This is a genomic window from Jatrophihabitans cynanchi, from assembly GCF_027247405.1.
Lineage (GTDB): Bacteria > Actinomycetota > Actinomycetes > Mycobacteriales > Jatrophihabitantaceae > Jatrophihabitans_B > Jatrophihabitans_B cynanchi.
On sequence record NZ_CP097463.1, the window covers coordinates 1,921,433 to 1,941,707 of the forward strand.

A 20,275-nucleotide genomic window follows, 5' to 3' on the forward strand; every position below is an offset into this window, starting at 1 on the left:
CCGACGAGCGACCCCACCTACGGGATCTCGGCCACGCATCGATTGGCCTCGGACGAAACCCGTCCAAGTCGTCCGTCAACCGGTGATGTCGGACTCACCGAATGCCGCGTAGGCCGCGCGCATCAGTTTCACCAAGTCGTTGTCGCGCACCATGATCGCGACGCTCGGCAGCTGATCGAGCAGTCCGACACTTGAGATCGCGGGCAGGCCGGTCGCGGGCAGCGGAACGGCCAGGTCGTAGTAGTGCTCGAGGCAGTCGTCCAAGGGCTTACCTGTCCGCTGTCGATCCGCCGGCGGCGGGCCGGCGGAGCGCACGGCGGCGAGGTTGTCCAGCAGCGTATCGCGGTCCCGTCCGCGCCAGGCGAGGATGGCGAACGGGTTGTCGTCGAACGCCTCCGCGAGCAGATAGAACACCGCTGCGAGGTGCTTGCAGGGCACCTGCCAGTCCGGGCAGGTGCAGTCCATCGATAGCTCGCTCGCCGTGGCCGGGAACAGCGGAAGCTCCTGCGCGGCGAACAGCTCCTCGATCTGCTCGGGCATCTCGCCGGCGAGCAGCTGCGCGGCGAACCAGGCGTCGCCGGCCAACGCCTGCTCCAACTTCGTCCACTGTGTCTTTCCGTACGCCGCCAACCCGATCCGCACCCGGTAGGGGCGGGCCCGGCTGCCTTGCACTTGGGCGGTGACCGCGCCGGCGTCTACGTCGAGTGAGATCACCTGGCCCCGGCGGGCGTAGTTGCGTCCGCGTTGCAGCCGGCTACCGAGTCCAATGCTCTCCAGCACGCTGACGAACCGTTCCGACCACCAGGTCGCCCCGATCGCACCGCGCCGGCTGCGGGCCTGGAGCCCACCCTCGACGGGACGCGGCCGCGACGGCGGCGGGTACCAGCTCTGTCTATTCATCGACCGCACCGGCCGAGAGCGCGAACACCTCGCGCAGGTCGCGGGTGGACAGTTCGGTGAGCCAGCCCTCGCCGTCGCGGATCACCAGCTCGGCCAGCGCCTTCTTCTCCTCGATCATCTCGTCGATCTTCTCTTCCAGCGTGCCGGTGGTGACGAACTTATGGACGGCGACGTTGCGGTGCTGACCGATTCGGAACGCGCGGTCGGTGGCCTGGTTCTCGACCGCCGGGTTCCACCACCGATCCAGGTGGATCACATGGTTCGCGGCGGTGAGGTTCAACCCGGTGCCGCCGGCCTTCAGTGAGAGCAGGAAGATCGACGCGCCCTGCCCGGACTGGAAGTCGGTGACGAGCTGGTCGCGCCGCGTCTTCGGCGTCCCGCCGTGCAGGTAGGCGACATCGGTGGCGAAGCGCGCGGACAGGTGCGGTAACAGCATCTCGGCGAACTCGGTGTACTGGGTGAAGCACAGTACCCGGTCGCCCTCGGCGAGGATCTCCTCCAGGATCTCCTCCAGCCGGGTGATCTTGCCGGACCGGGTGCCGATCGCCGAACGGTCGTGCAGCAGCAGGGCCGGGTGGTTGCACACCTGCTTGAGCTTGGTCATCGCCGCGAGCACGTTGCCGCGGCGGGCGATTCCCTCGGAGTTCTCGATGCGATCCATCATCTCGTCGACCACCGACTGGTACAGCGAGGCCTGCTCGGTCGACAGGCGGCAGTACTGCTTGAGTTCGATCTTTTCCGGCAGGTCGTCGATGATCTCCGGATCGGTCTTGATCCGCCGCAGCACGTAGGGACGGGTGACGGTGCGCAGCCGCTCGGCCGGTTCGGTCTGCCCGTAACGTTCGACCGGGATCGCGTACCGGGCACGGAACAGTTCGGGGCTGCCGAGCAGGCCGGGGTTGAGGAAGTTCATGATCGACCACAGTTCGGCGAGCCGGTTCTCCACCGGCGTGCCGGTCAGCGCGATGCGGCTCGCGGCGTTCAGCCGGCTGGCCGCCTTGGCCGAGCGGGACAGGCTGTTCTTGATCGCCTGCGCCTCGTCCAGGATCACGCGCTGCCAGTCGATCGCCACGAGCTCGTCGATGTCGCGGATCGCGGTGGCGTAGGTCGTCACGACCAGATCGGTCCGCCCGAGTTGCTCCCGCAGGGCCGCACCGGTCAGCCGTTCCCGGCCGTGGTGGGCATACACCCGCAGGCCCGGGGTGAACTTGGCCGCCTCCCGCTGCCAGTTGCCGACCAGCGACATCGGGCACAGCAGCAGGCTCGGGCCGCACTCCGCGTTCTCGGCGCGGCGGGCGATCTCCAGGGCTAGTAGCTGAACCGTCTTGCCCAGGCCCATGTCGTCGGCCAGGCAGGCACCGAGCCCGAGCGAATCGAGGAAGGCCAACCAGGACAGCCCGCGCAGCTGATAGGGGCGCAGCACGGCGCGCAACCCATCCGGTGGCGTGACGGTCTCGATCGACGCGCCGAGGGATCCGGACAGCAGGTCGCCGAGCCAGCCGTCGGCGCGCACCCCGGTAACCGGTAGCGGTGTGTTCGTGTCGTCGGGGTGGGTGGCGGCCAGAGCCAGGATCTCGCCGGCAGTCATCTTCTTCTTGGGCTTGCGTTTCAGGAACGCCAGGCCGCGCTTGAGCTGGTCGGCGTCGATGGCCACCCACTGACCGCGTAGCCGGATCAGCGGCGCCTTCGTCGCGGCCAGCGTCGCGATCTCCTCGTCGGTCAGAGCCTCCTCGCCGACAGCCAGTTCCCAGCGGAAGCTCATCAGCTGGGACCTGCCGAACTTGCTGGCCTTGGCCACCACACCGTCGACCGGGGTGGACGCGGAGAGCTTCAGACCGAGCCCACGGCGTTGATCCCACCAGGGCGGAAGCAGTACCCCGAAGCCCGCCTGGTCCAGCTCGCCCGCCGCGCTCGTGAGGAACTCGACCGCGCCGTCGGCATCCAGCTCCAGCGCGCACGGCCGCGCGGTGCGCAGTCCGCCGGCCAGCCCCGGATACACCCGCGCGGCCCGGCCGAGTTCGGTCAGCAACAGCTCCTGCGGGCGGGGCAGCCACCGGTCCAGCCCGCCCCCGTCGTCCCACACCTGCGCCGCCGGCACTAGCAGGCTCGGGTCCTCGACCGACTGCAGCCAGAACTCCACACGCCACGGCAGAGTTGTCCCGGCGGCGTCCTCGGCGGTCTCGTCGTTCTCGGGCGGCTCGGTGAGTCGGAACGTCGCCCGGGCCACTCCGACCTCGCCGCGGCCGACCGCGTCCCACGGGCGCAGCGCCTCACCGAGTGCGGTCAGCTCGTCGACATCGGCGTCGAAACGGCCGTGTGCCGACGTGAGCGCGCCCAGCCACGCCTCGGCGGCCGGCAGTCGGCGCGGGCGGCGTCCGGGGCGCGCGGGGGCGAGTCGCAGACCGGACGCGAAGCGTTCGCGGACCGCCGCGTCGACGAACCCGCGCAGGCCCGTTACGGTCAACGCGGTCGGGTCGTCGTGTCCCGGTAAGGCCCGGCACACCGGCGGCATCGCCGTGGCCAGGTTGTGAAGTGCTATGACGTCCTGTCCGTGCAGCACCGGTCGCCAGCGCGCGGACGGGCCGATCTCGTCGCGTTCGAGGGTTGGCAGGACGCGGCCGCGAGCGATCAGACCTCGCGCGAACCGCGCCAACTCGGTCAGGAAGTCCAGGGACGCCCCGCGCCGGATCCCGTTGACGGGCTCGGCCAGCACCTCCAGCGCCGTTGTCGCGTCGAGCGTGACCACCGGTACTCGCCATGGCAACAACGCGGGGGCGGAGCGGGGTTCCGGGCGCGGCACGGCGCGCAGCAGCCGGGGCGAGTCCAGCGGCGCGGTCCGCAGTGACGGCAGCAGCAGCGTCACCTCGTCCGGCTTACCCGAGTACGACTGAACCAGCGCTTCGGCAGGAGTCGCGAACGGATGCGGCCGCGCCGAACGCAACGCTTGGCTCGGGCTCTTCACCCCGAGGTCAGAATCCTCGGCCCACACACACAGGCTCTGGTCGGGGGCGATCAGGCCGTGCACGACGAGCATGGGCGGTCGACTTTCGGCGAGTAGCGGGCGCTGCGGCAGCCTCAGGCTATCGCCGCCGCTCGCGGCTCCGCCGCCCGCCGCGCCGGGCCGGGCCGGGCCGGGGACGGTTCAGCTGCCGAGCGCCGCCCTGGCCTGTTCGATCGCGCGACGATCGGCCAGGATGCCTTGGCGTTCGTAACGCTTACGAGCGCGGCTCAAGCGCACCACGACAGCCGTCAGGGCACTCGTCTGCTTCGCGCGCCGGGTAAGTGTGGCATCACCGGAGGGCAGGAACTCCAAGTGGCTAAGGTCGGCGCAGTCCATGCAGATTGGGCCGTCATCGACCATCAGCAGGAGTTCGCCGGCCCCGTACGGAGCATGGCAGCGGTCACAGTTCCACGGCCTGCTGTCCGCGATCACCAGCAGGTCCGGCGGGCGACTCAATCGTTCGTCCAGCGGCGCCCGGCGGCGTTCGGACAGCGCCGGCGAGACCCAGTGCGTGCGGTAGGCCCGCTCGATGCGCGGTGCGTTACTGGCGCTGAACCGCAGCGGGTGCCGGTCGCGCGTCCGAGCCAGGTAGCTGGGCTCGGACGCCACGAGACCTCGCTCGCGTGCCCAACGGCGCAGTTCGGCCGTCGCCGCCGAGATCTTGCTCAAGTTCGCCTGCACAACCTGCTCAAGGTTGGGCGCGCGACCCTGTCGCCACCGATCGACGTGTGTCGGGGCCAGCCAGCCCAGGCCGAGCAGGACGTCGAGCGGGCTCACGTAGTGCAGCTCGGCCAGCACCTGCTCGGCGACGCGACGTACCCGGGTCGGGATATCTTGACGAGCCATAGCGATCCGATGATGCCTCAGTATCGCCGGCGATGTCGCCCTCCGTCGCCAGGACCGAGCCGACCGGTGTCACCGGGGTGATCGAAACGCTCTGGCGAGCGGGCGTACCTCAGGGACTCAGTCGAGTCCGCCGGGCGCGGCCCGATCACGTTCGACCCTGCGTGGCCGCCCGAAACAGCTCACATGCCGATGCCATGCCCAGGCGGCTCCGGCTCATCAATGCTCTTGCGTGGACGACTGGTGCCGGTGGCCGGTCCGGCGGGCTGGGCGGTGATGATCGTTTCGAGGATGAGCTGGGTCTTGGCGGTCAGCCGTTCCGGGCGGTAGAAGCGTTCGACGAGGTCCAGCGCCTGAGCGGTCGTGGTAATGCCCAGTTCGCGGGCGAGCAGGCGCAGATCGGCGCCGTCGGTTTCTAGCCGTGCCGCGGCGGCTTTCATCGCGAACAGGTACTCGGCAGAGGCCACGCCGACGTGGATACCCGGGGCGCTGAAGCTGGCGGTGCCCTCGACCGGTGCTGTGTTGTCCGGCAGCAGTCCCTTGACGCTGTCGTTGAGCCAGTCCTCGGCAAGCCCTCGCTCGCGGGCGATCGCCGCGGCGTGCGCGTAGATCTCGCTCTTCGGCTCGAACACGGCGTCCAGGTCGCGGGTGATCCGGCGGCGGCTGAAGGCCAGCGCCATCGCGGCGCCGCCGACCAAGAACAATCTCGCCTCGATCCCCTGCGCGGACATCCGGGCGCCGAGTTCGGTGAGCAGGGCCCGTACCTGCTCGGCGTCCAACAGCGGCCCGGCCCCGCGGCTCACACCGCCTCCAGATCGGCCGGATCGACCATCACGCCACGAACCTGCAACGCCATCGGCGAGTGCCCGAAGACGTACGCGCGCAGCGCAAGCTCGTCGGTGACGAACCAGAACCTGTCCAACGCCTTCCCGCGCGTCCACTCCGGCGCGGGCACCCCGTCGCGCACCGCGAGGTCGTCCACCGCGCCGGCCAACATCGCGTTCCAGCGCGGATCGCCGGTGGTCGAGGGTTCGGCGTAGAACGCCGCCCGGTCCGCCGGCCGCGTCAGGTGCGTGGCATCGGAGCGCATCTGGCGCACCAGACGCAGCAGGTCCGCTGTCGCCCACCCCTGACGCAAGCCCAGGCGCAGCGCCGCCGCAGTCGCCGGCGCGGTCGCCAGCTGCGCCCGGTGCACGACACTGTCGGCGCCCGCGTCGATCACCGCGACTAGCCGCCGCAGGGTGCGTTGGTTCGGGGCTTTCGTCCCGCGTTCGTAAGCCGAGACATTGGCCTCGGCAGTACCCGCAGCGCGCGCCACCTGCTGCAACGTCAGCCCGGCGTCGCGACGCCGACGCCGCAACTCCCACCCATCCATCAGTCAAACATATCAGGTATCAGTTGATTGGTGTCCGAATTAGATTCGCGGCGGGCTAACGCCTCTTCAAACCACCGCCCAGATACCCGCCTGGGGTATGTTACCTTGATCTTGATCTGTCCCGCGCATATCCCGCGACGTCCGAGTCCCGCCGCCCAAACAAGCCCAGACCCCAGATGGTCGCGAACACTGCACTCCAGTGATTCCGGGACTTTCAGCCATGCCACGCGCGACAATGACACCGCACCAACGGTCATGAGAACCGCTCCCGTACGGGATACCCCCATGATCACTTGAAACGCATACAGGCCCCGTATCCTGGGGCCTGCAGCTGGGTGGCGGGTGTTGGGTTTGAACCAACGTAGGCTGAGCCGGCGGTTTTACAGACCACCACGTCCAACTTCTGGACGTCCCGTATTTGCTGGGCTACAGGCACTTGCCGTGATCTTCGACCATGATCGATCCCGCGTATGTCCCGCGGCTCTGGGGTCTGTTTGAACCGTCCCGGGTTTGATGCCGCTTCCTTTCTTGCGAAGGATGCTGATCATGCCCAAGAGGTACCCGACGGAGCAGCGGGAACGTGCGACCAGGATGGCCCTTGATCGACTTGAGGAGTACGGCTCGGCGTGGGCGGCTGCCCAGGCGCTGGGCCCGAAGCTCGGAGTCGGTCCGGAGACGCTGCGTAAGTGGGTGGTCCAGGCCCAGGCCGACGACGGGAGCCGGCCGGGCCCGACCAGTGAGGAGCTGGCCGAGATCAAGCGGCTGAAGAAGGAGAACGCCGACCTTCGTGAGGCGAACGAGATCTTGAAGGCGGCTTCGATTTTCTTCGCGAGGGAACTCGACCCTCGCCACCGTTGATCGTCAGGTTCATCGACGAGCAGCGCGCCGACGGCCGCGGGGTCGAGTCGATCTGCCAGGTCCTGCGTGAGCAGGGCCTGGCGGTCGCCCCGCGGACTTACCGGGCCTGGAAGCTGCGGGCACCGGCGGCACGCACCCACAGCGACGCGCAGCTCACCGATGCGTTGCGCCGCGTGAAGACCGGCGGCCCGGATGGGCGTCCGCTGCCCGAGGTGCTCTACGGCCGCCGCAAGATGACCGCATGGCTGGCCCGCAACGGCTTCCCCGAGGTCTCTAAGCACACTGTCGACCGGCTGATGCGCGACGAGGGCATGGCCGGGCTCGTGCGCGGCCGCAAGACCCGCACCACGATCGCCGGCAAGGACGGCCAGCGGGCCGCCGACCTGCTCAAGCGCGACTTCCGCACCACGGCTCCGAACCGTGCGTGGGTCACCGACTTCACCTACGTCAGCACATGGGCGGGTTTCGCCTACGTGGCGTTCGCGATCGACCTCTACTCGCGTGCGATCGTGGGATGGTCGGCCGCCACCGTCAAGGACGTCGCATTCGTCGAGCAGTGCCTGTCGATGGCGCTATGGCGCCGCGACCATACCAGCCGACCCGTGCCCGAGGGCATGATCCACCACTCCGATTATGCCGAGGTCTGCGTTATGCCGAAGGTCGGCGGGATCCCCTTTGCTGGCAGGGCTGCGTGACTGATTCCTCGGCTTAACGATCCGGCGGTTAGCGGAGGCTGTAGAGGGCCTGCAGTCGCTCCTTCGTGAGTCGGCGCGCCTGGGGTGTCGTGACGGCTGGGGTGGCGGCATCGACGGCTTTGCGCATCATGTCGACGGTGGCGAAGGCGTAGAACGCCGAGGTGGTCGACATGTTCTCGTGGCCGAGGAGTCGCATGATGATCGGCAGCGCGATGCCCTGCTGGTAGAGGTCCATCGCTTTGGTCTTGCGCAGCATGTGGCAGTGGATGTCTTCGGGAATCGAGGGACATCTTCGGCGTGCGGTTGTGGCGGCGCGTTTGAGCACTGCGGCGACGGTGTCGGTCGACAGCGCGGTCGGTGCCCCGTTGTGCAAGCTGTAGAACACCGGGCGGGTCGTTTCGGTTCGGGCGATGCCGGGGTGGAACTCGGCGAGGTAGACGTCCAGGTGTTCGATCGTCTTCGCGGTGAGCGGGACGACGCGGGTCTTGTCACCTTTGCCGGTGAGGACCACATGGCCGGGCCGGTGCAGGTGCAGGTCGGCCAGCGTCATGGCGGTGAGCTCACCGACGCGGGCGGCGGTGTCGTAGAGCAGGATCAGCAGCATCCGGTTCCGCCGCGATTTCGGGGTGCGGCCGGTGAATGCGGCGAGCACCGCGCTCGTCTCGGGTTCGGTGAGGTACTCGATCGGTTCCCTCGCCGCGGTGGGTGCGCGCAGCGTCTTGGCTTGCTGGCTGACCGTGACGAGGGTGAGGTCTTCGGCCGCGCAGTAGGCCAGGAACGCTTTGACGGCGGTGAGCCGCAGGCCGATCGTCCGTGGCGCGTAGTGCTGCTGCCCGCCCATCCAGGCGAGCCATCCTTTCAAGTGCTGCCGGTCGAGATGGTCGAAGCTGACGTGTGCGCGGGCGACGTGGTGCTGTTCGGCGAGGTAGCGCAGGAGGCATTCCAGGCTGATCCGGTAGGCCTCGACCGTGTTCGCCGAGCGGTGCGCCATCGTCGGCAGGTAGACGTGCAGGTAGTCGCGGGCGTAGCGGTAGAAGTCCGGTTCGCGGGTCGCTCGGTCATGCTTGGTCATCGAATCCGACCTCCGGCAGCAGCGACTGGCCTGCGGTGGTGAGTCCGTCGTAGGCGTGCAGGAACTCCGGCGAGGTGTGGATGTAGTAGAACGTCGACTCGATGCTGGCGTGGCCCATGTAGCGGGCCAGGTAGGGAAGCATCGCCATGACGTCCTTGCCCTGCGCCATCCAGCGATCGACGTTGGCGTAGGCGAAGTGATGCCGGAAGGCGTAGGGCGTGGGCTGCACCCCGCCGCTCGGCCGTGAAAGAGCGGCCTGGTGCCAGATACGCCGGAAGATCTCATCGATGGTCGCGCCTGTGACCTCGTTGCCGGTCCTCGAGATGAAGAAGGTGGCCCGTGACGGTCCGAAATGCGCACGCGTGATGCGGTCGCACTTGGCCAGAACCCTCGTGACGTCGGCAGTGAGCGGGAGCCTTCGCGACCGGTTGCCCTTGGAGTCGACCACGTCGAGGGTCCTGTCGCGCAGGTGCACGTGCTCGGGGCGTAGCCGCCGGGTCTCCCCGGTCCGCAGCCCGCAACAGTGCATCAACGTGAAGAACGCGACCGACTGCCACCGCCACGGCGACGCCGCCCGCACCGCCGCCGCAGTAGCGAAGAACGCCTCGATCTCCGCCTCGCCGAGCAAGTAGGGGTGCGTGGGCAGGCGTTGAGCCTTCCACCGGTCCGACAAGACGTAGGCGTCACACTGCCCGTGGGCCTGCAGCCAGCGGCCGACATCGCGGATGTAGGACATCCAGGACCGGTAGGGGCCCGTGCGGGCCAGACGCTCGCTGACCCATCCCTCGACCGTGTCGCGGTCGAACACCGTCCGGTCGTGAGAGGTGCAGTAGGCGTCGAACTGCCTCAGGTACCAGACCCTGGAGGCGCCGTAGAACCCCATCTGCTCCTTGAACGCGAGGTAGGCGGCAAGGTGCGGTGCGAACGCGCTGGTGAAGTCATGGCCGTTCGCGGCCAGCGCCTTCGTGCTCATGGCCGCGCGCCGGCGGGGACGTCGAGGACGCAGTCGAGCAGGCGCACGACATCGACGCTCAGATACAGGTCAGTCGATTTCGGCCGCGCGTGGCCGAGCACGGCCGCGATGGTCGGCAACGGCACCGACGCCCTCAGCAGCCGTGTCGCGGCGTTGTGCCGCAACAGACGCGTGCTGCCCAGCACGTCCGCGACGCCGGCCCGACGGAACACCGTGGTGATCACCCGGTGGACCGTGGCGTGGTCGGCCAGCCGCGTGTGCGGGGCCACCGAACGCACGAACAGATGCTCGTCCGGCGAGTCTGGCCGCTGGTCAAGGACGTACTCGGCAAGCCGGTCGACTACCAGATCGGTCAGCGGCACTGTCAGCGGGTTGTGGGTCTTCTGCTGCACGAGGCTCGCGGTCCGTGCCCGCCAGTCGATGTCGTCACGAAGCAGACTGATGATGTCGCATGCGCGCAGCCCCGTCGTGACCGCAAGCAGCGTGATGGCAGCATCCCGTGCCGGTATAGCCGGCGTTGCGCATGCCTGCACGATCAGGCGCTGCGCCTCGTCCGGCAGCGCCGGCACGATCCGGTGAGAGCGCTTGAGGCCAGCCAACCCGAGCGCGTCGACCAGGTCGCTGCGGCCGGTGAACTTCAAGAACGGGCGGAAGTTCGACACGACCCAGAACAGCGACGACGTCTTCCACGTAGCCGTCAACGAGTTCAGGTAGCTCAGCACGCTCGCCCCGTCGGCGTCACGGAGACGGCGGATCCCGCCTGCCTCCAGGAACACCAGGTAATCGCGAGCGACCCGGCCGTAGGCATCCCGGGTCGCGGACGCGAGAGCCCGGTCAGCCATGTCGGCCTCCCACGCGCCAACAAGCCGGACGAACTCCCGCGAGACAGGACGGGGCCCGCCCCCGCCACGGGTGCAGCAAGCCAACTCGACCCGGCCCGTGGTGACGTAGGAGTTGAACACGCGGACCAGCCGTCCGTAGTCGAACCGGCGCTGCACGCTGAACCTGCCCGTCCGCGGGCTGATCGTCATCGCCGCGAACTCCGCACCCAGCGCCGGTGTGTACTTGCCGCCCCGCCCGTCGGCGAGTTGCGTCAACGCCCTGATCGACTTCTCGTAGTTGCCGATCGTTGACTCCATATAGCCGGCCGCGCGCAGCTCCGCGACAACAACCGACCCGATCCCCGTGACCGTCATGTCCATGGCCGTCTCCTCCTCCGCATCGCGAATGGACACGGCGGACGCTGCCACCGAACAGGCCCAAACGTTAGCCCGAGGAATCAGTCACGCAGCCCTGCCAGCAAAGGGGATCCCGCCGATCCTCGGCATAACGCAGACCTCGGCATAATCGGCGCTAAGCCGAATTCGGCTTAGCAGCGACGCCGGCAGTCAGTACACCTCGATCAGGTTCACGGAAACCCTTACGCTGCAAGGGCTTTCCGCCTCGATCGGCACGGTCGGCGACGCGTATGACAACGCCGCCGCCGAGTCGTTCATGGGGCTGTACAAGAACGAAGCGATCGCCGCCGGCTCCCCGTTCCGCAGCGGCCCGCTACGCACCCTGGCAGACGTCGAGACCGTCACCATGAACTACGTCCACTGGTACAACAACGAGCGACTGCACAGCCTGCTCGACCACGTCACCCCCGAAGAGTTCGAGATCGCCTACTACGCTCACGAAACCGGCTCACCGACCGGAGACGCCGCCAACAAGAAGACGGCATGATTCCCGGGACGGTTCAGTTCGTCAGCAGCAAGTCGCCTGCGCGCGTGCGGCTTGAGGTCATGTATGCGTCATGCCACGCCGGCCGGCGCAATTGTCGCCACCCTCCGCTGGGCGATACATGCGTCTACTGTGGTCGACGTGGATATCACGTCGTTGATTGAGACGCGGCCGGGGGTGCGCAGCGGCAAGCCATGCTTTGTCGGAACCCGGATCGCGGTTTACGACGTGCTGGAGTACCTGGCCTCCGGCATGAGTAGCGACGAGATCGTGTCCGATTTTCCGGAACTGACCGCCGAGCATGTCCGTGCCGCGATCGAGTTCGCGGCACTTCGTGAACGCCGCCTCGCCACAGCGTGAAGTTGCTCGTCGACCAGAATCTGTCCAGGAAGCTGGTCGACCAACTACAGCACGAGTTCCCCGACAGCATCCACGTCACTGCGGTCGGCCTCGGCACCGCGACCGATCGCGAACTCTGGCAGTTCGCGCGTGAGCACGGATTCGCCATCGTGTCCAAGGACTCCGACTTCCGCCAACTCGCATTCCTGTACGGGCCGCCCCCAAAGGTAGTCTGGCTACGCGTAGGCAACGCCTCGACCGCCGGCGCGCTGCAGGTGATTCTCGATCACCTCGACGACGTGCTCGCTTTCGATGAATCCGAGGACGCCGCTCTCCTAGTCGTTCCACGATTGCCGAACTGATCCGTGAAAGGGTCAGTCGCCGGCGCTGAATTCACCCCCGGTGCCGTCGCGCCATCACGGATCGCACCACGGCGAGTGAGCAGCACGACCGTTGACGAAGACCCTGCAGCTGCCGGGTCGCCCGCCCCGGCGTGCTTGCACGCTTGCGCCGCGTGAGCGCTAGCTTGCAACCCCGTCATCGCTAGCTACGGCTCCGCGCGCACGTGCTCTGTCACGCGAGCACCAGAGTCGCCGGTTGCCTGTCCTTGCCAGCTCGACCAGCGCGGTCGCCTCCGCACCGGACGCCAGGACTTCAATCTCGGACGACGCCGACTTCCAGCAAAGTAGCATCGGGCCGGCGCAAAACGCCGGTCCGTCGAACTGCGTGCCAGCCGAGAAGCACGGACGACCGCTCAGAACGACCGGCGCACGCGTCATTCCGACAGGTTCTGCAGCGCCGCACGGTCACGTGCGATCCGCCCGGCCGAGACGAACGGCAGGTCGGAGCCGAACACGATGCGTTCGGTCCCCGCCACCACCGCGAGCGCAGCAAGCCCCGCCGAGCCGACCAGGGCCGAGTCGAACCGGCTGGCGAATAACAGATCCCGCATACTGTCGCCGCCGGCGATCGGAGCCGCCGGGTCACTGCCGCTCATTCGGTCGGCCAGCGCTCCGAAAGTGCCCCCGCCGTGGGAAAACACCCAGCGTATCGCCGGGTAGCGGCTGAAGACACGCTGCCGCGCCAGTTCGAGAATCGCCCGAGTCGTTTCGAAGGGGTAGTCGAGCACCGAGGGCCGCACCGGCGCCTGCGGGTCCCATCCCTCGGGCACGGTCGGGTGAACGTGCGCCAAGGCACCGCGCTCATTCAGCAAGACGTAGAGCTCGTCCCACGCACGATCGCCGAGATAGCGGCCGCCGTACTGCGTGAGCAGACCGACACCATCGAAGCCGTCAACTTCCAGAGCCCGTTCAACTTGCGCCAGAGCGGTTGCCAGCTCCGGCAGCGGCACGGTGGCGAAGATGCCGAACCGCTCGGGCCATCGGTCGCGCAGCTCGGCGAGCTCGGCATTGCAGATCTCGGTCAGCGCGGTGGTCACGGACTGGTCACCGAAGTAGAACCCCGGCGAGCCGACCGACAGCAGGGCGCGATCGACGGCTGCGTCGTCCATCCAGGCGAGCGAGCCCTCCGGTGTCCAGGCCGGGAACGGGACGCCGGGTTGCGCTCCGATCCCCCAGGCGTCCAGGCGGGCGCGGTAGCCGGGCAGGATCGCGTGGTGGTGGTAGTCCAAGCCGCAGCAGGAGCTCGTCACAACACCTTGCTGAGGAACTCAGCGGTACGCGGCTCCTTCGGGTTGGCCAGCAACTCGCGCGCCGGGCCCTGCTCCACGATCTGGCCGTCGTCCATGAACACGACGCGGTCGGCCACCTCGCGAGCGAAGCCGAGCTCGTGGGTGACAACAACCATTGTCATGCCGCCAGCGGCCAGTCGCTTCATCACGTCCAGCACTTCGCCGACCAGTTCCGGGTCCAGGGCGGACGTCGGCTCGTCGAACAGCAGCACCTTGGGATGCATCGCCAGCGCACGGGCGATCGCCACGCGCTGCTGCTGGCCACCCGACAGCTGCACCGGGTACCTGCTGCCCTGTCCGGCCAGCCCGACCTGACCCAGCAGCTTCTCGGCGGCGGCGGCGGCATCCGCTCGCGAGAGCTTGCGCACCTTCATCGGCGCGAGAATCAGATTGTCGAGCACGGTCTTGTGCGCGAACAGGTTGAAGCTCTGGAACACCATGCCGATGTCGGCCCGCTGACGACACAGCACACGGTCATGCATCGGTACGAGCCGGCCATCCTTCTCGGTCAGGCCGACGAGCTCGTCGTTGACCTTGATCCGACCGTCGTTTGCCTGTTCCAGGTAGTTGATGCATCGCAGCAACGTCGACTTGCCCGACCCGGACGGGCCGATGATGCAGACCACCTCGCCGGAGCTGACGGCCAGGTTCACGCCGTGAAGTACCTCGACGGACCCGAAGCGCTTGACGATATTGGTCGCCTCGATCATGAGGGTCATCGCATGTCTCCCGTTCCCGCAAACGTCAGTGGCTCCGCTCCCGGTTCGATGGCGACGCCAGAGTTGGGATCAGCCGTGCGCGACCTGGCCCGCGCGTTAACTCGAATCCCCTTCGCAAAGTGCTTCTCAATGAAGTGTTGCGCGATGGTCAACACAGTCGTGACGATCAAGTACCAAAGACTGGCAACGACGAGCAGCGGAATCGTCTCGAAGGTACGCGAGTAGATGATCTGCGCCGAGTACAGCAACTCAGGCACCGCGATGACCGAGACCAGCGACGAGTACTTCAGCATGCTGATGACCTCGTTGGAGGCCGGCGGAACAATCAGTCGCATCGCCTGAGGCAGCAGGATGCTGAACAGCGTCTGCACCTTCGTCAGTCCAAGGGCGTACGCCGCCTCGCTCTGACCGTGATGGATCGACTGGATACCGGCGCGAACGATCTCGCTCATGTACGCCGCGGCGTTAAGGCCCAGGCCGAGGATCGCAGCAGTGAACGGTGTGATGAGCGAGTTGGAGTCGGCGTGCCAAAAGGTGGGGCCCCACGGGACGCCGAAGCTGATTGTGCGGTAGAGCGCACCGAGGTTGAACCAGAAGATGATCTGGACAAGGAGCGGGGTTCCGCGGAAGAACCATACGTACAGCTGGCTCACGCCCGAGGCGATTGCGCCGCCGGAAAGGCGCATCACCGCCAGGATCGTGCCTCCGACGAAGCCGACCAGCGCGCCCAGTGCCGTGAGCTCGAGGGTGCGCACGAGGCCGTGCAGGATCGGGCTGGAGAAGAAGTAGTCACCGACGGTGCCCCATTCGAAGCCCTTGTTGCGCGCCACCGAATTGATTGTCGCGACAACGATGATCAGGATCAGCACACTCCAGATGATGTGTACCGGGTTACGGCTGCTAGTCAGCCGATCTACGAAGGAACGCCGCTTCGTCGTCGTGTCGCTCATGTGGGTCCCGCCTTACCTCTGAGGGTCTCTCGGTGGTTCCTGCCGGGGACGGGGCGGGATGAGCACCCGTCCCCGGCAGATTCTCGTCAGCTGTTGGCGCCGAGGTTGATCCCGGCCGCAGGCAGCGCGCCCGACTCCATCTTCCACTGCGCCAGAATGGCCTTGTACTTGCCGTTGTCCATAAGGCCCTGCAGCGCTGTCTTCAGCGCATCGGCCAACGGCTGGTTCGACGGAAGCACCTGAAAGGCGATCGGGTGCGGCGCCAGGTTCTCACCGATGACCTCGATCTTGACGCCCTGCTGGATCCGGTAGGACTGCAGGATGCTCGAGTCGACCTCGGCGTCGGCTCGGCCGGCCTTCACCGCAAGCAGCGCCTCGTCGGCCGTCTTGAAGGTGCTCATGTTGATCTTCTTGTTGCCGGCCTTGGTGCAGGCGTCCGATGCATCGTTGATCAGGCCCTGGTAGGTGGGAGAGCCCGCGAGCACCGCGATGGTGAAGCCGCACGCGGCATCCAGGCCCTTGATGCCCTTCGGATTGCCGGCAGGGACGATCATCTGTACGCCGGTCTGCATGAAGTCGACCATGATCGTCGCCTTCTCGTTGGTCGGGGTGTCGGTGGTGCCACCGCTTGCGATGAGCTGACGCCCGGCCTGAAGCGAGGGGATGAGCGAGTCGAACGAGGTGTTCTGAAGGTCGAACTTCGCGCCCATCTCGTCGGCCAAGGCCTGAAGGATGTCGACAGCAACGCCCTTGATCTTGGTGCTCCCCGCGTCGGCGAAGCTGATGGGCGGGTAGTCCGAGACGGCCGCGACGGCGATCGTCTTGCCGGCGTACGCCGAGGTGCCGCCAGCGGACGATCCGGTGCCGACGGGCGAGCCCGCGCCGACGGACGACCCGTTGGCCGGGGACGGCGACGAGTCACCCGAGGAACTGCACGCGGACAGGGCGGTGGCGCTGGCGGCGGCGGCGATCAGTGCAGCGAGCCGGATGCCGCGGGAGTGTCGTGCCATCGAGTACTTCCTTCTCATTCGGTGGGTGGAGCGATGGATGGTGGGGTGGTGCTCGGTGCGGCCGCGCCGGGCTATTGCCCTCGCCGTCCCGTCCTGGTGAGGACCTGCGCGGGATTGCCACGCAGCATCCGGTCGATCTGATCTTCGGCAAGACCCACCTCGGGCATCCGTGGCACCACTCGGCGCAGCAGGTGCGCGTAGCCGTGTCCGCCGTAGGTTTCGAGGTGGTGCTTCAGCGCGATGTCGTGTGACAACAGCACCTTGTCGCCGAAGCCGCGGCGCACGACCTCGGAGATCATCCGCAGCCGTCGCATGTCACTGGGCAGTTCGATGTCGCCATACGTAATGTGGCTGGACTCCTGGCCGAACAGGTCGAACTCCAGGTAGACGCCGCAGTCGGCGAGCGCCAGGACCTGGTCGACCGAATCGAAGGTACGGTCCAGATGTCCGATCACGACGCGCCCCGGGTCGGCACCGGCAGCCACGAGCACCGAGACGATCTCGGCCGGCGCCGCGGCGGCGCGACCCGGATGGATCGAGATCGCCGCTCCGGTCTGCTGCTGCGCGATAGCCGATGCCGCGAGACTCACGCGCTCGCGTTCGGTGAGTGGCCACGAGCAGCCGACTTCGCCGATAATCCCGGCGCGCACGCCGGTGTCGTCCACGCCGTCGGTAAGCTCGCCGACCATCCGCCCCGCGAGCGCGTCGATCCGCGACGCGTCCATCTCCTCGGTGAGGAACTGGTCGACGTAGTAACCGGTGCCCACGATGACCCCGACTCCGGTGGCCTCGCTAACCTTGCGCAGCTTCTCTATGCTGCGGCCGTTGCTGGCCGGGCTCAGATCGACGATCGCGCCGCCGCCCAAGGCCTTGAAGGACTCAAACTCGGCGATCGCGTCTGCGACGTCGTTCAGATGGAGGTTGTCTAAGTTCATTCGCTGCGCATAGCGGATGCGTCCGATGTTGGCCAGGGATACGGGTTCCAGTCCGGTGCCGCAGCCGAACCCGGTAGGGGCGCAGAAGCGCGCCCGCAGGTCGAAGAAGACGTGTTCGTGCGGCAGGACCACGCCGAGCGACGAGGATTCGACGGCACCGAGGACAGTCTCGACGACGGCGCTCATCGTGTGCTCCGCATTCGGTGCTGGATGTCCACTTCAGGCTCCGGCCAGCAGTTCGGTGAAGGAGAAGCCGGTGAACTCGGACTCGCAGGGGTTGCCGACGGCCACCCAGAGCTCCGAAGTCCCGAGGTCGTAGAAGACCGTCGCGAGCGTGCCGGTCCGGCGCACAGCCGGTTTGCGCGGGTCACCGTGCAGGCACACGCTCAACGGGTAATTGGCGTGGTCGCGCAGGCAGTCCAACACGTCCTCACGGTCGATCTTGCCGCCGATCATGGCAAGGCGCCGGTTAATGCGGTCTAAGCGGATGACGGTGTTCGAGTTCTCGCGCACTCGCCGGTCGGTGAGAGACAGCCGTGTGTCGCGGAAGTGATTCGTGTGGGTGAGCACGCCGTCGGAGACCGTGAGGTGGGCGACTCCCTCCGGTCCGCCACCGCTTGTCTCGATGTCGAGCACGGCGCCGTCCGCATGCATGATCAGGTAATTGGCCGACAGCGCTCGCGGCGTGCTGTGCAGGAACTGCAGACCGTCGGAGACACGCTCCATCTGCAGCAGTTCGTGCAGGAAGACGTGATACGGCAGGCCGTCCGGGTCGCCCGTGTCAGTGGTGCTCACGAGCGTGTTGGTGCACAGACCCAGGCCGACGCTGTTCATTCCCGTCTTGGCGAGCAACCCCGCCTCGACCAGCGTGACGTAGCCCGGTCGGTCGTCGCCCTCGCGCACGAGCAGGACGACCGACTCGCTGGCAGCCTCGGTCCAGTCCCAGTTCTGCGAGAGCAGCGAGTGCCCGCTTGCAGAACGCTCCGGTGCAACGGCGACTGACGTGCAGCCGTCCTCGACGAAGTCGGCGTGCGGAACGCCGAACATCAACTCGCTCCGCGTGTTGAGCGCCAGGATGTCCCCGACCTCGAGCCCCGACCCCTCGGCGATGCCCCCGATCTGCGCCAACGATCCTGGTGCGTACGTGGCGATGGTGTCGCGATAGCGCAGCGCCAGCGTGCGCGCGTCGATCCATGAACCGACACCGGCATCGGCGAAGACGGCCGTGTACCGCTCGATCGAGACGCGGATCTCGTCGGCGGCCTGCTGCCCGTAGGCAACGCCGGCGTCGAAGTCCGTGCCGCGCATGCGGACGGTCCTCAGGCGTTGGGCGCGAGCAGTCATGGTGGCTCAGACCTCGGTAACCGCGAACTGCAAATAGTTGGCCGATCCCGGCGCGGCCGGCCGCTGCCGCACCTTGGCCGGCGAGGCGTACACCGCCGAGACGGGCTGCTCGGCCTTCAGGCCGGACGGCGTCTCGCGAGCGGGGAGTTCCGCGACGACCTCGATCGTCTTGGTGATCCACGCACCCACGTCGTTGGGCAGCCGGGCCGTGACGATCTTGCCATCGCGCACGACGTTGTCCTCGCTATAGTCGGCACCTGCGTTGACCATGTCGTCCTTGATGATCGAGACACTGGTGAGCTTTACGCCCTTGGCCAGGCCTGCAGAGGCGAGCACCCACGGTGCGTGGCAGACGGCCGCCACGACCGATCCGCGGTCGTGGACCTCCTTCACCAAACGAAGCACCTCGGGGTTGCGCCGCAGGCTCTCGGGGGCGAAGCCGCCGGGAATGACAACGGCGTCGAGGTCTGCGCCGTTCACGTCCGCGACATTGGCCTCGGGAACCACGGGAAAGCCAAGCTTGCTGCCATAGGTGGTCGTGTTGCTCGGGCCGATGACGACCACGTTCGCGCCGGCCTCGCGGAACCGGAGGACGGGGTACCAGAACTCGAGTTCCTGGTATTGGTTCTCGACGAGTACACCAATCGTCGCGTCAGCGATGTCCATCAGACTGCCTCTCTAACGGCGCTCGACGCCGTGTGACCCGCAGGAAGCCACTGAAGAATACTTCAGTTGGCATGAAATATAGTTAAGTGAGTTGATGGCCTGTCAAGACCAGCGCTGCAATCGGCCGGTCGACCCGGTACTACTTCCGGTCCCAGGCGAACAGCCGCGCCGGGTTGTCCACCAGGACGGTCTTGAGCTCGGCCTCGCCGAACCCGTGCTTGGCAAGGCGCGGGACGAAGAACTCCCACAGGTAGTCCATCTTCACGGCCTCGTTCTGCAGGTCACCTTCGGCCGCGGCGCCGGTGTGCTGCCAGTGGAAGAACCGGTCATAGGAGAAGGTGAGCTGGCTCAGGTAGCCGCGCTCGACGAGTGCCGCTACGTGCTTGGCGATCAACTCGTCCAGCTCGTCGGCCGAAGAGTGCCGCCAGGGGATGCCGATGTGGTCGATCTGGAGCATCGCACCGCGCTCGCAGATCTCGACCATCTGATCGAGGTTCGGGTGGACGAAGGCGTGACCGATGAGCACCTTCGTCGGGTCGGCACCCTCAGCGGTCAGCAGGTCGAGCTGCTCGATGCCTGGGTTCGTGACCTCGAAGTCGCTCGGCTCGGTATGCGTGTTGATCGGGCAGCCGGTTCGGGCCTGAGCCCGTCCGGCGGCTCGCACGATCTGCTCCTCGATCGGCGTGATCCGCAAGCCCGACTCCTGCACGGGCGTCTGGCCCTCATGCCCGTCACTGGATCCGGTGGCGATCTTGATGACGCCGGCCCTCACGTCCCACAACTTGTTGGCGTACGCCATGCCGACCGTCAGGTCACGGACGAAGAAGTCGGCCATGTAGCCGACGTCCTGCTTGCGGAAGTGGTACGGGATGCCGATGCGCTCGGGGAAGAAGCCGGTCGTGCCGATGATGTGCACGCGGGACTTCTGGGCGGTCTTCTTCAGTGTCTCGGGGTTGCGGCCGAGCTCGTTCGCCGTCAGGTCGACCATGGTGCCGAGGCCGAATCGGGCCTTGGTGTCATCGAGCGACGCGGCGACCTCGGTCGACACGGCGTCGACGTCATAGATGGTGTTGTGGTCCAGGTCCGCGCCTGGGTTGGCGTAGATGATGTGCTCGTGGGTGAGCATCACGCCGGCGTCGGCCTGGTCGATCTCGCCGAGAACGGTGTGGATCTTGCCCATGAT

21 protein-coding genes and 1 tRNA gene are annotated in these 20,275 nt (G+C 67.2%); 5 read left to right on the top strand and 17 right to left on the bottom strand.

From position 1 onward, the window contains the following. Positions 1-75: 75 nt before the first annotated feature. The 6 genes from M6B22_RS09325 to M6B22_RS09350 form a co-directional block, all read right to left on the bottom strand. Entirely contained in the window at positions 76-900 is an 825-nt protein-coding gene (locus M6B22_RS09325; RefSeq protein WP_269445489.1) for an SWIM zinc finger family protein, read from the bottom strand. Beyond that, complete coding sequence (locus M6B22_RS09330) at positions 893-3,934, bottom strand: DEAD/DEAH box helicase (RefSeq protein WP_269445490.1); 3,042 nt, start codon at positions 3,932-3,934, stop codon at positions 893-895. Before M6B22_RS09330 ends, M6B22_RS09325 begins: the two co-directional genes overlap by 8 nt. A gap of 108 nt (positions 3,935-4,042) precedes the next feature. After that, positions 4,043-4,699 (bottom strand): hypothetical protein, encoded by a 657-nt coding sequence (locus M6B22_RS09335; RefSeq protein WP_269445491.1) that lies wholly within the window; start codon positions 4,697-4,699, stop codon positions 4,043-4,045. Positions 4,700-4,926: 227 nt separating this feature from the next. After that, a complete protein-coding gene (locus tag M6B22_RS09340; protein ID WP_269445492.1) occupies positions 4,927-5,547 on the bottom strand; it encodes a hypothetical protein in 621 nt (206 codons plus the stop codon). Next, complete coding sequence (locus tag M6B22_RS09345; protein WP_269445493.1) at positions 5,544-6,119, bottom strand: helix-turn-helix domain-containing protein; 576 nt, start codon at positions 6,117-6,119, stop codon at positions 5,544-5,546. The genes M6B22_RS09340 and M6B22_RS09345 overlap by 4 nt, the downstream gene beginning before the upstream one ends. A 336-nt stretch (positions 6,120-6,455) precedes the next feature. Next, positions 6,456-6,533 (bottom strand) — tRNA-Tyr (locus M6B22_RS09350). 132 nt (positions 6,534-6,665) lie between these two features. Here M6B22_RS09350 and M6B22_RS09355 point away from each other — a divergent pair. After that, entirely contained in the window at positions 6,666-6,977 is a 312-nt protein-coding gene (locus M6B22_RS09355; protein WP_269445494.1) for a transposase, read from the top strand. Then, entirely contained in the window at positions 6,974-7,672 is a 699-nt protein-coding gene (locus M6B22_RS09360) for a DDE-type integrase/transposase/recombinase (protein ID WP_269445495.1), read from the top strand. Before M6B22_RS09355 ends, M6B22_RS09360 begins: the two co-directional genes overlap by 4 nt. A 28-nt stretch (positions 7,673-7,700) precedes the next feature. Here M6B22_RS09360 and M6B22_RS09365 read toward each other — a convergent pair whose 3' ends face one another. From M6B22_RS09365 to M6B22_RS09375, 3 genes are read right to left on the bottom strand one after another with little or no spacing between them, the layout of a single operon-like run. Next, positions 7,701-8,744 carry a tyrosine-type recombinase/integrase gene (locus M6B22_RS09365; protein WP_269442920.1) on the bottom strand — a complete coding sequence of 348 codons (1,044 nt, stop codon included), beginning with the start codon at positions 8,742-8,744 and terminating at the stop codon, positions 7,701-7,703. Next, the gene (locus M6B22_RS09370) at positions 8,731-9,717 is read right to left on the bottom strand and encodes a tyrosine-type recombinase/integrase (RefSeq protein ID WP_269442921.1); all 987 of its coding nucleotides are present in this window, start codon (positions 9,715-9,717) and stop codon (positions 8,731-8,733) included. The genes M6B22_RS09365 and M6B22_RS09370 overlap by 14 nt, the downstream gene beginning before the upstream one ends. Next, positions 9,714-10,919, bottom strand: a complete 1,206-nt coding sequence (locus M6B22_RS09375) for a tyrosine-type recombinase/integrase (protein WP_269442922.1) — start codon at positions 10,917-10,919, stop codon at positions 9,714-9,716. Before M6B22_RS09375 ends, M6B22_RS09370 begins: the two co-directional genes overlap by 4 nt. A 244-nt stretch (positions 10,920-11,163) precedes the next feature. On the opposite strand from M6B22_RS09375, the gene M6B22_RS22145 reads away from it, so the two are divergent. The 3 genes from M6B22_RS22145 (at position 11,164) to M6B22_RS09390 (ending at position 12,140) form a co-directional block, all read left to right on the top strand. Further along, entirely contained in the window at positions 11,164-11,442 is a 279-nt protein-coding gene (locus M6B22_RS22145) for an integrase core domain-containing protein (protein ID WP_407935672.1), read from the top strand. Positions 11,443-11,580: 138 nt separating this feature from the next. After that, positions 11,581-11,799 carry a DUF433 domain-containing protein gene (locus tag M6B22_RS09385; RefSeq protein ID WP_269445496.1) on the top strand — a complete coding sequence of 73 codons (219 nt, stop codon included), beginning with the start codon at positions 11,581-11,583 and terminating at the stop codon, positions 11,797-11,799. Beyond that, complete coding sequence (locus tag M6B22_RS09390; protein WP_269445497.1) at positions 11,796-12,140, top strand: DUF5615 family PIN-like protein; 345 nt, start codon at positions 11,796-11,798, stop codon at positions 12,138-12,140. The genes M6B22_RS09385 and M6B22_RS09390 overlap by 4 nt, the downstream gene beginning before the upstream one ends. A gap of 413 nt (positions 12,141-12,553) precedes the next feature. Here the strand turns inward: M6B22_RS09390 and M6B22_RS09395 are convergent, their stop codons facing one another. From M6B22_RS09395 to M6B22_RS09430, 8 genes are all read right to left on the bottom strand, one after another. After that, complete coding sequence (locus M6B22_RS09395; RefSeq protein ID WP_269445498.1) at positions 12,554-13,408, bottom strand: amidohydrolase family protein; 855 nt, start codon at positions 13,406-13,408, stop codon at positions 12,554-12,556. Positions 13,409-13,425: 17 nt separating this feature from the next. Next, positions 13,426-14,187 carry an amino acid ABC transporter ATP-binding protein gene (locus tag M6B22_RS09400; RefSeq protein WP_269445499.1) on the bottom strand — a complete coding sequence of 254 codons (762 nt, stop codon included), beginning with the start codon at positions 14,185-14,187 and terminating at the stop codon, positions 13,426-13,428. Further along, positions 14,184-15,137, bottom strand: coding sequence for an amino acid ABC transporter permease (locus tag M6B22_RS09405; RefSeq protein WP_269445500.1), 954 nt, complete (start codon positions 15,135-15,137; stop codon positions 14,184-14,186). The genes M6B22_RS09400 and M6B22_RS09405 overlap by 4 nt, the downstream gene beginning before the upstream one ends. Positions 15,138-15,223: 86 nt before the next feature. Then, complete coding sequence (locus M6B22_RS09410; RefSeq protein WP_269445501.1) at positions 15,224-16,147, bottom strand: transporter substrate-binding domain-containing protein; 924 nt, start codon at positions 16,145-16,147, stop codon at positions 15,224-15,226. Between the two features lie 71 nt (positions 16,148-16,218). Next, a complete protein-coding gene (locus M6B22_RS09415) occupies positions 16,219-17,268 on the bottom strand; it encodes a phosphotriesterase family protein (protein ID WP_269445502.1) in 1,050 nt (349 codons plus the stop codon). Between the two features lie 33 nt (positions 17,269-17,301). Continuing rightward, on the bottom strand, positions 17,302-18,390 hold the full coding sequence (locus M6B22_RS09420; protein ID WP_269445503.1) for a C45 family autoproteolytic acyltransferase/hydolase: 1,089 nt from the start codon (positions 18,388-18,390) through the stop codon (positions 17,302-17,304). A gap of 42 nt (positions 18,391-18,432) precedes the next feature. Further along, positions 18,433-19,092 (bottom strand): type 1 glutamine amidotransferase domain-containing protein, encoded by a 660-nt coding sequence (locus M6B22_RS09425; protein WP_269445504.1) that lies wholly within the window; start codon positions 19,090-19,092, stop codon positions 18,433-18,435. Between the two features lie 139 nt (positions 19,093-19,231). Further along, positions 19,232-20,272, bottom strand: a complete 1,041-nt coding sequence (locus M6B22_RS09430; RefSeq protein ID WP_269445505.1) for a phosphotriesterase family protein — start codon at positions 20,270-20,272, stop codon at positions 19,232-19,234. Positions 20,273-20,275 lie beyond the last annotated feature (3 nt).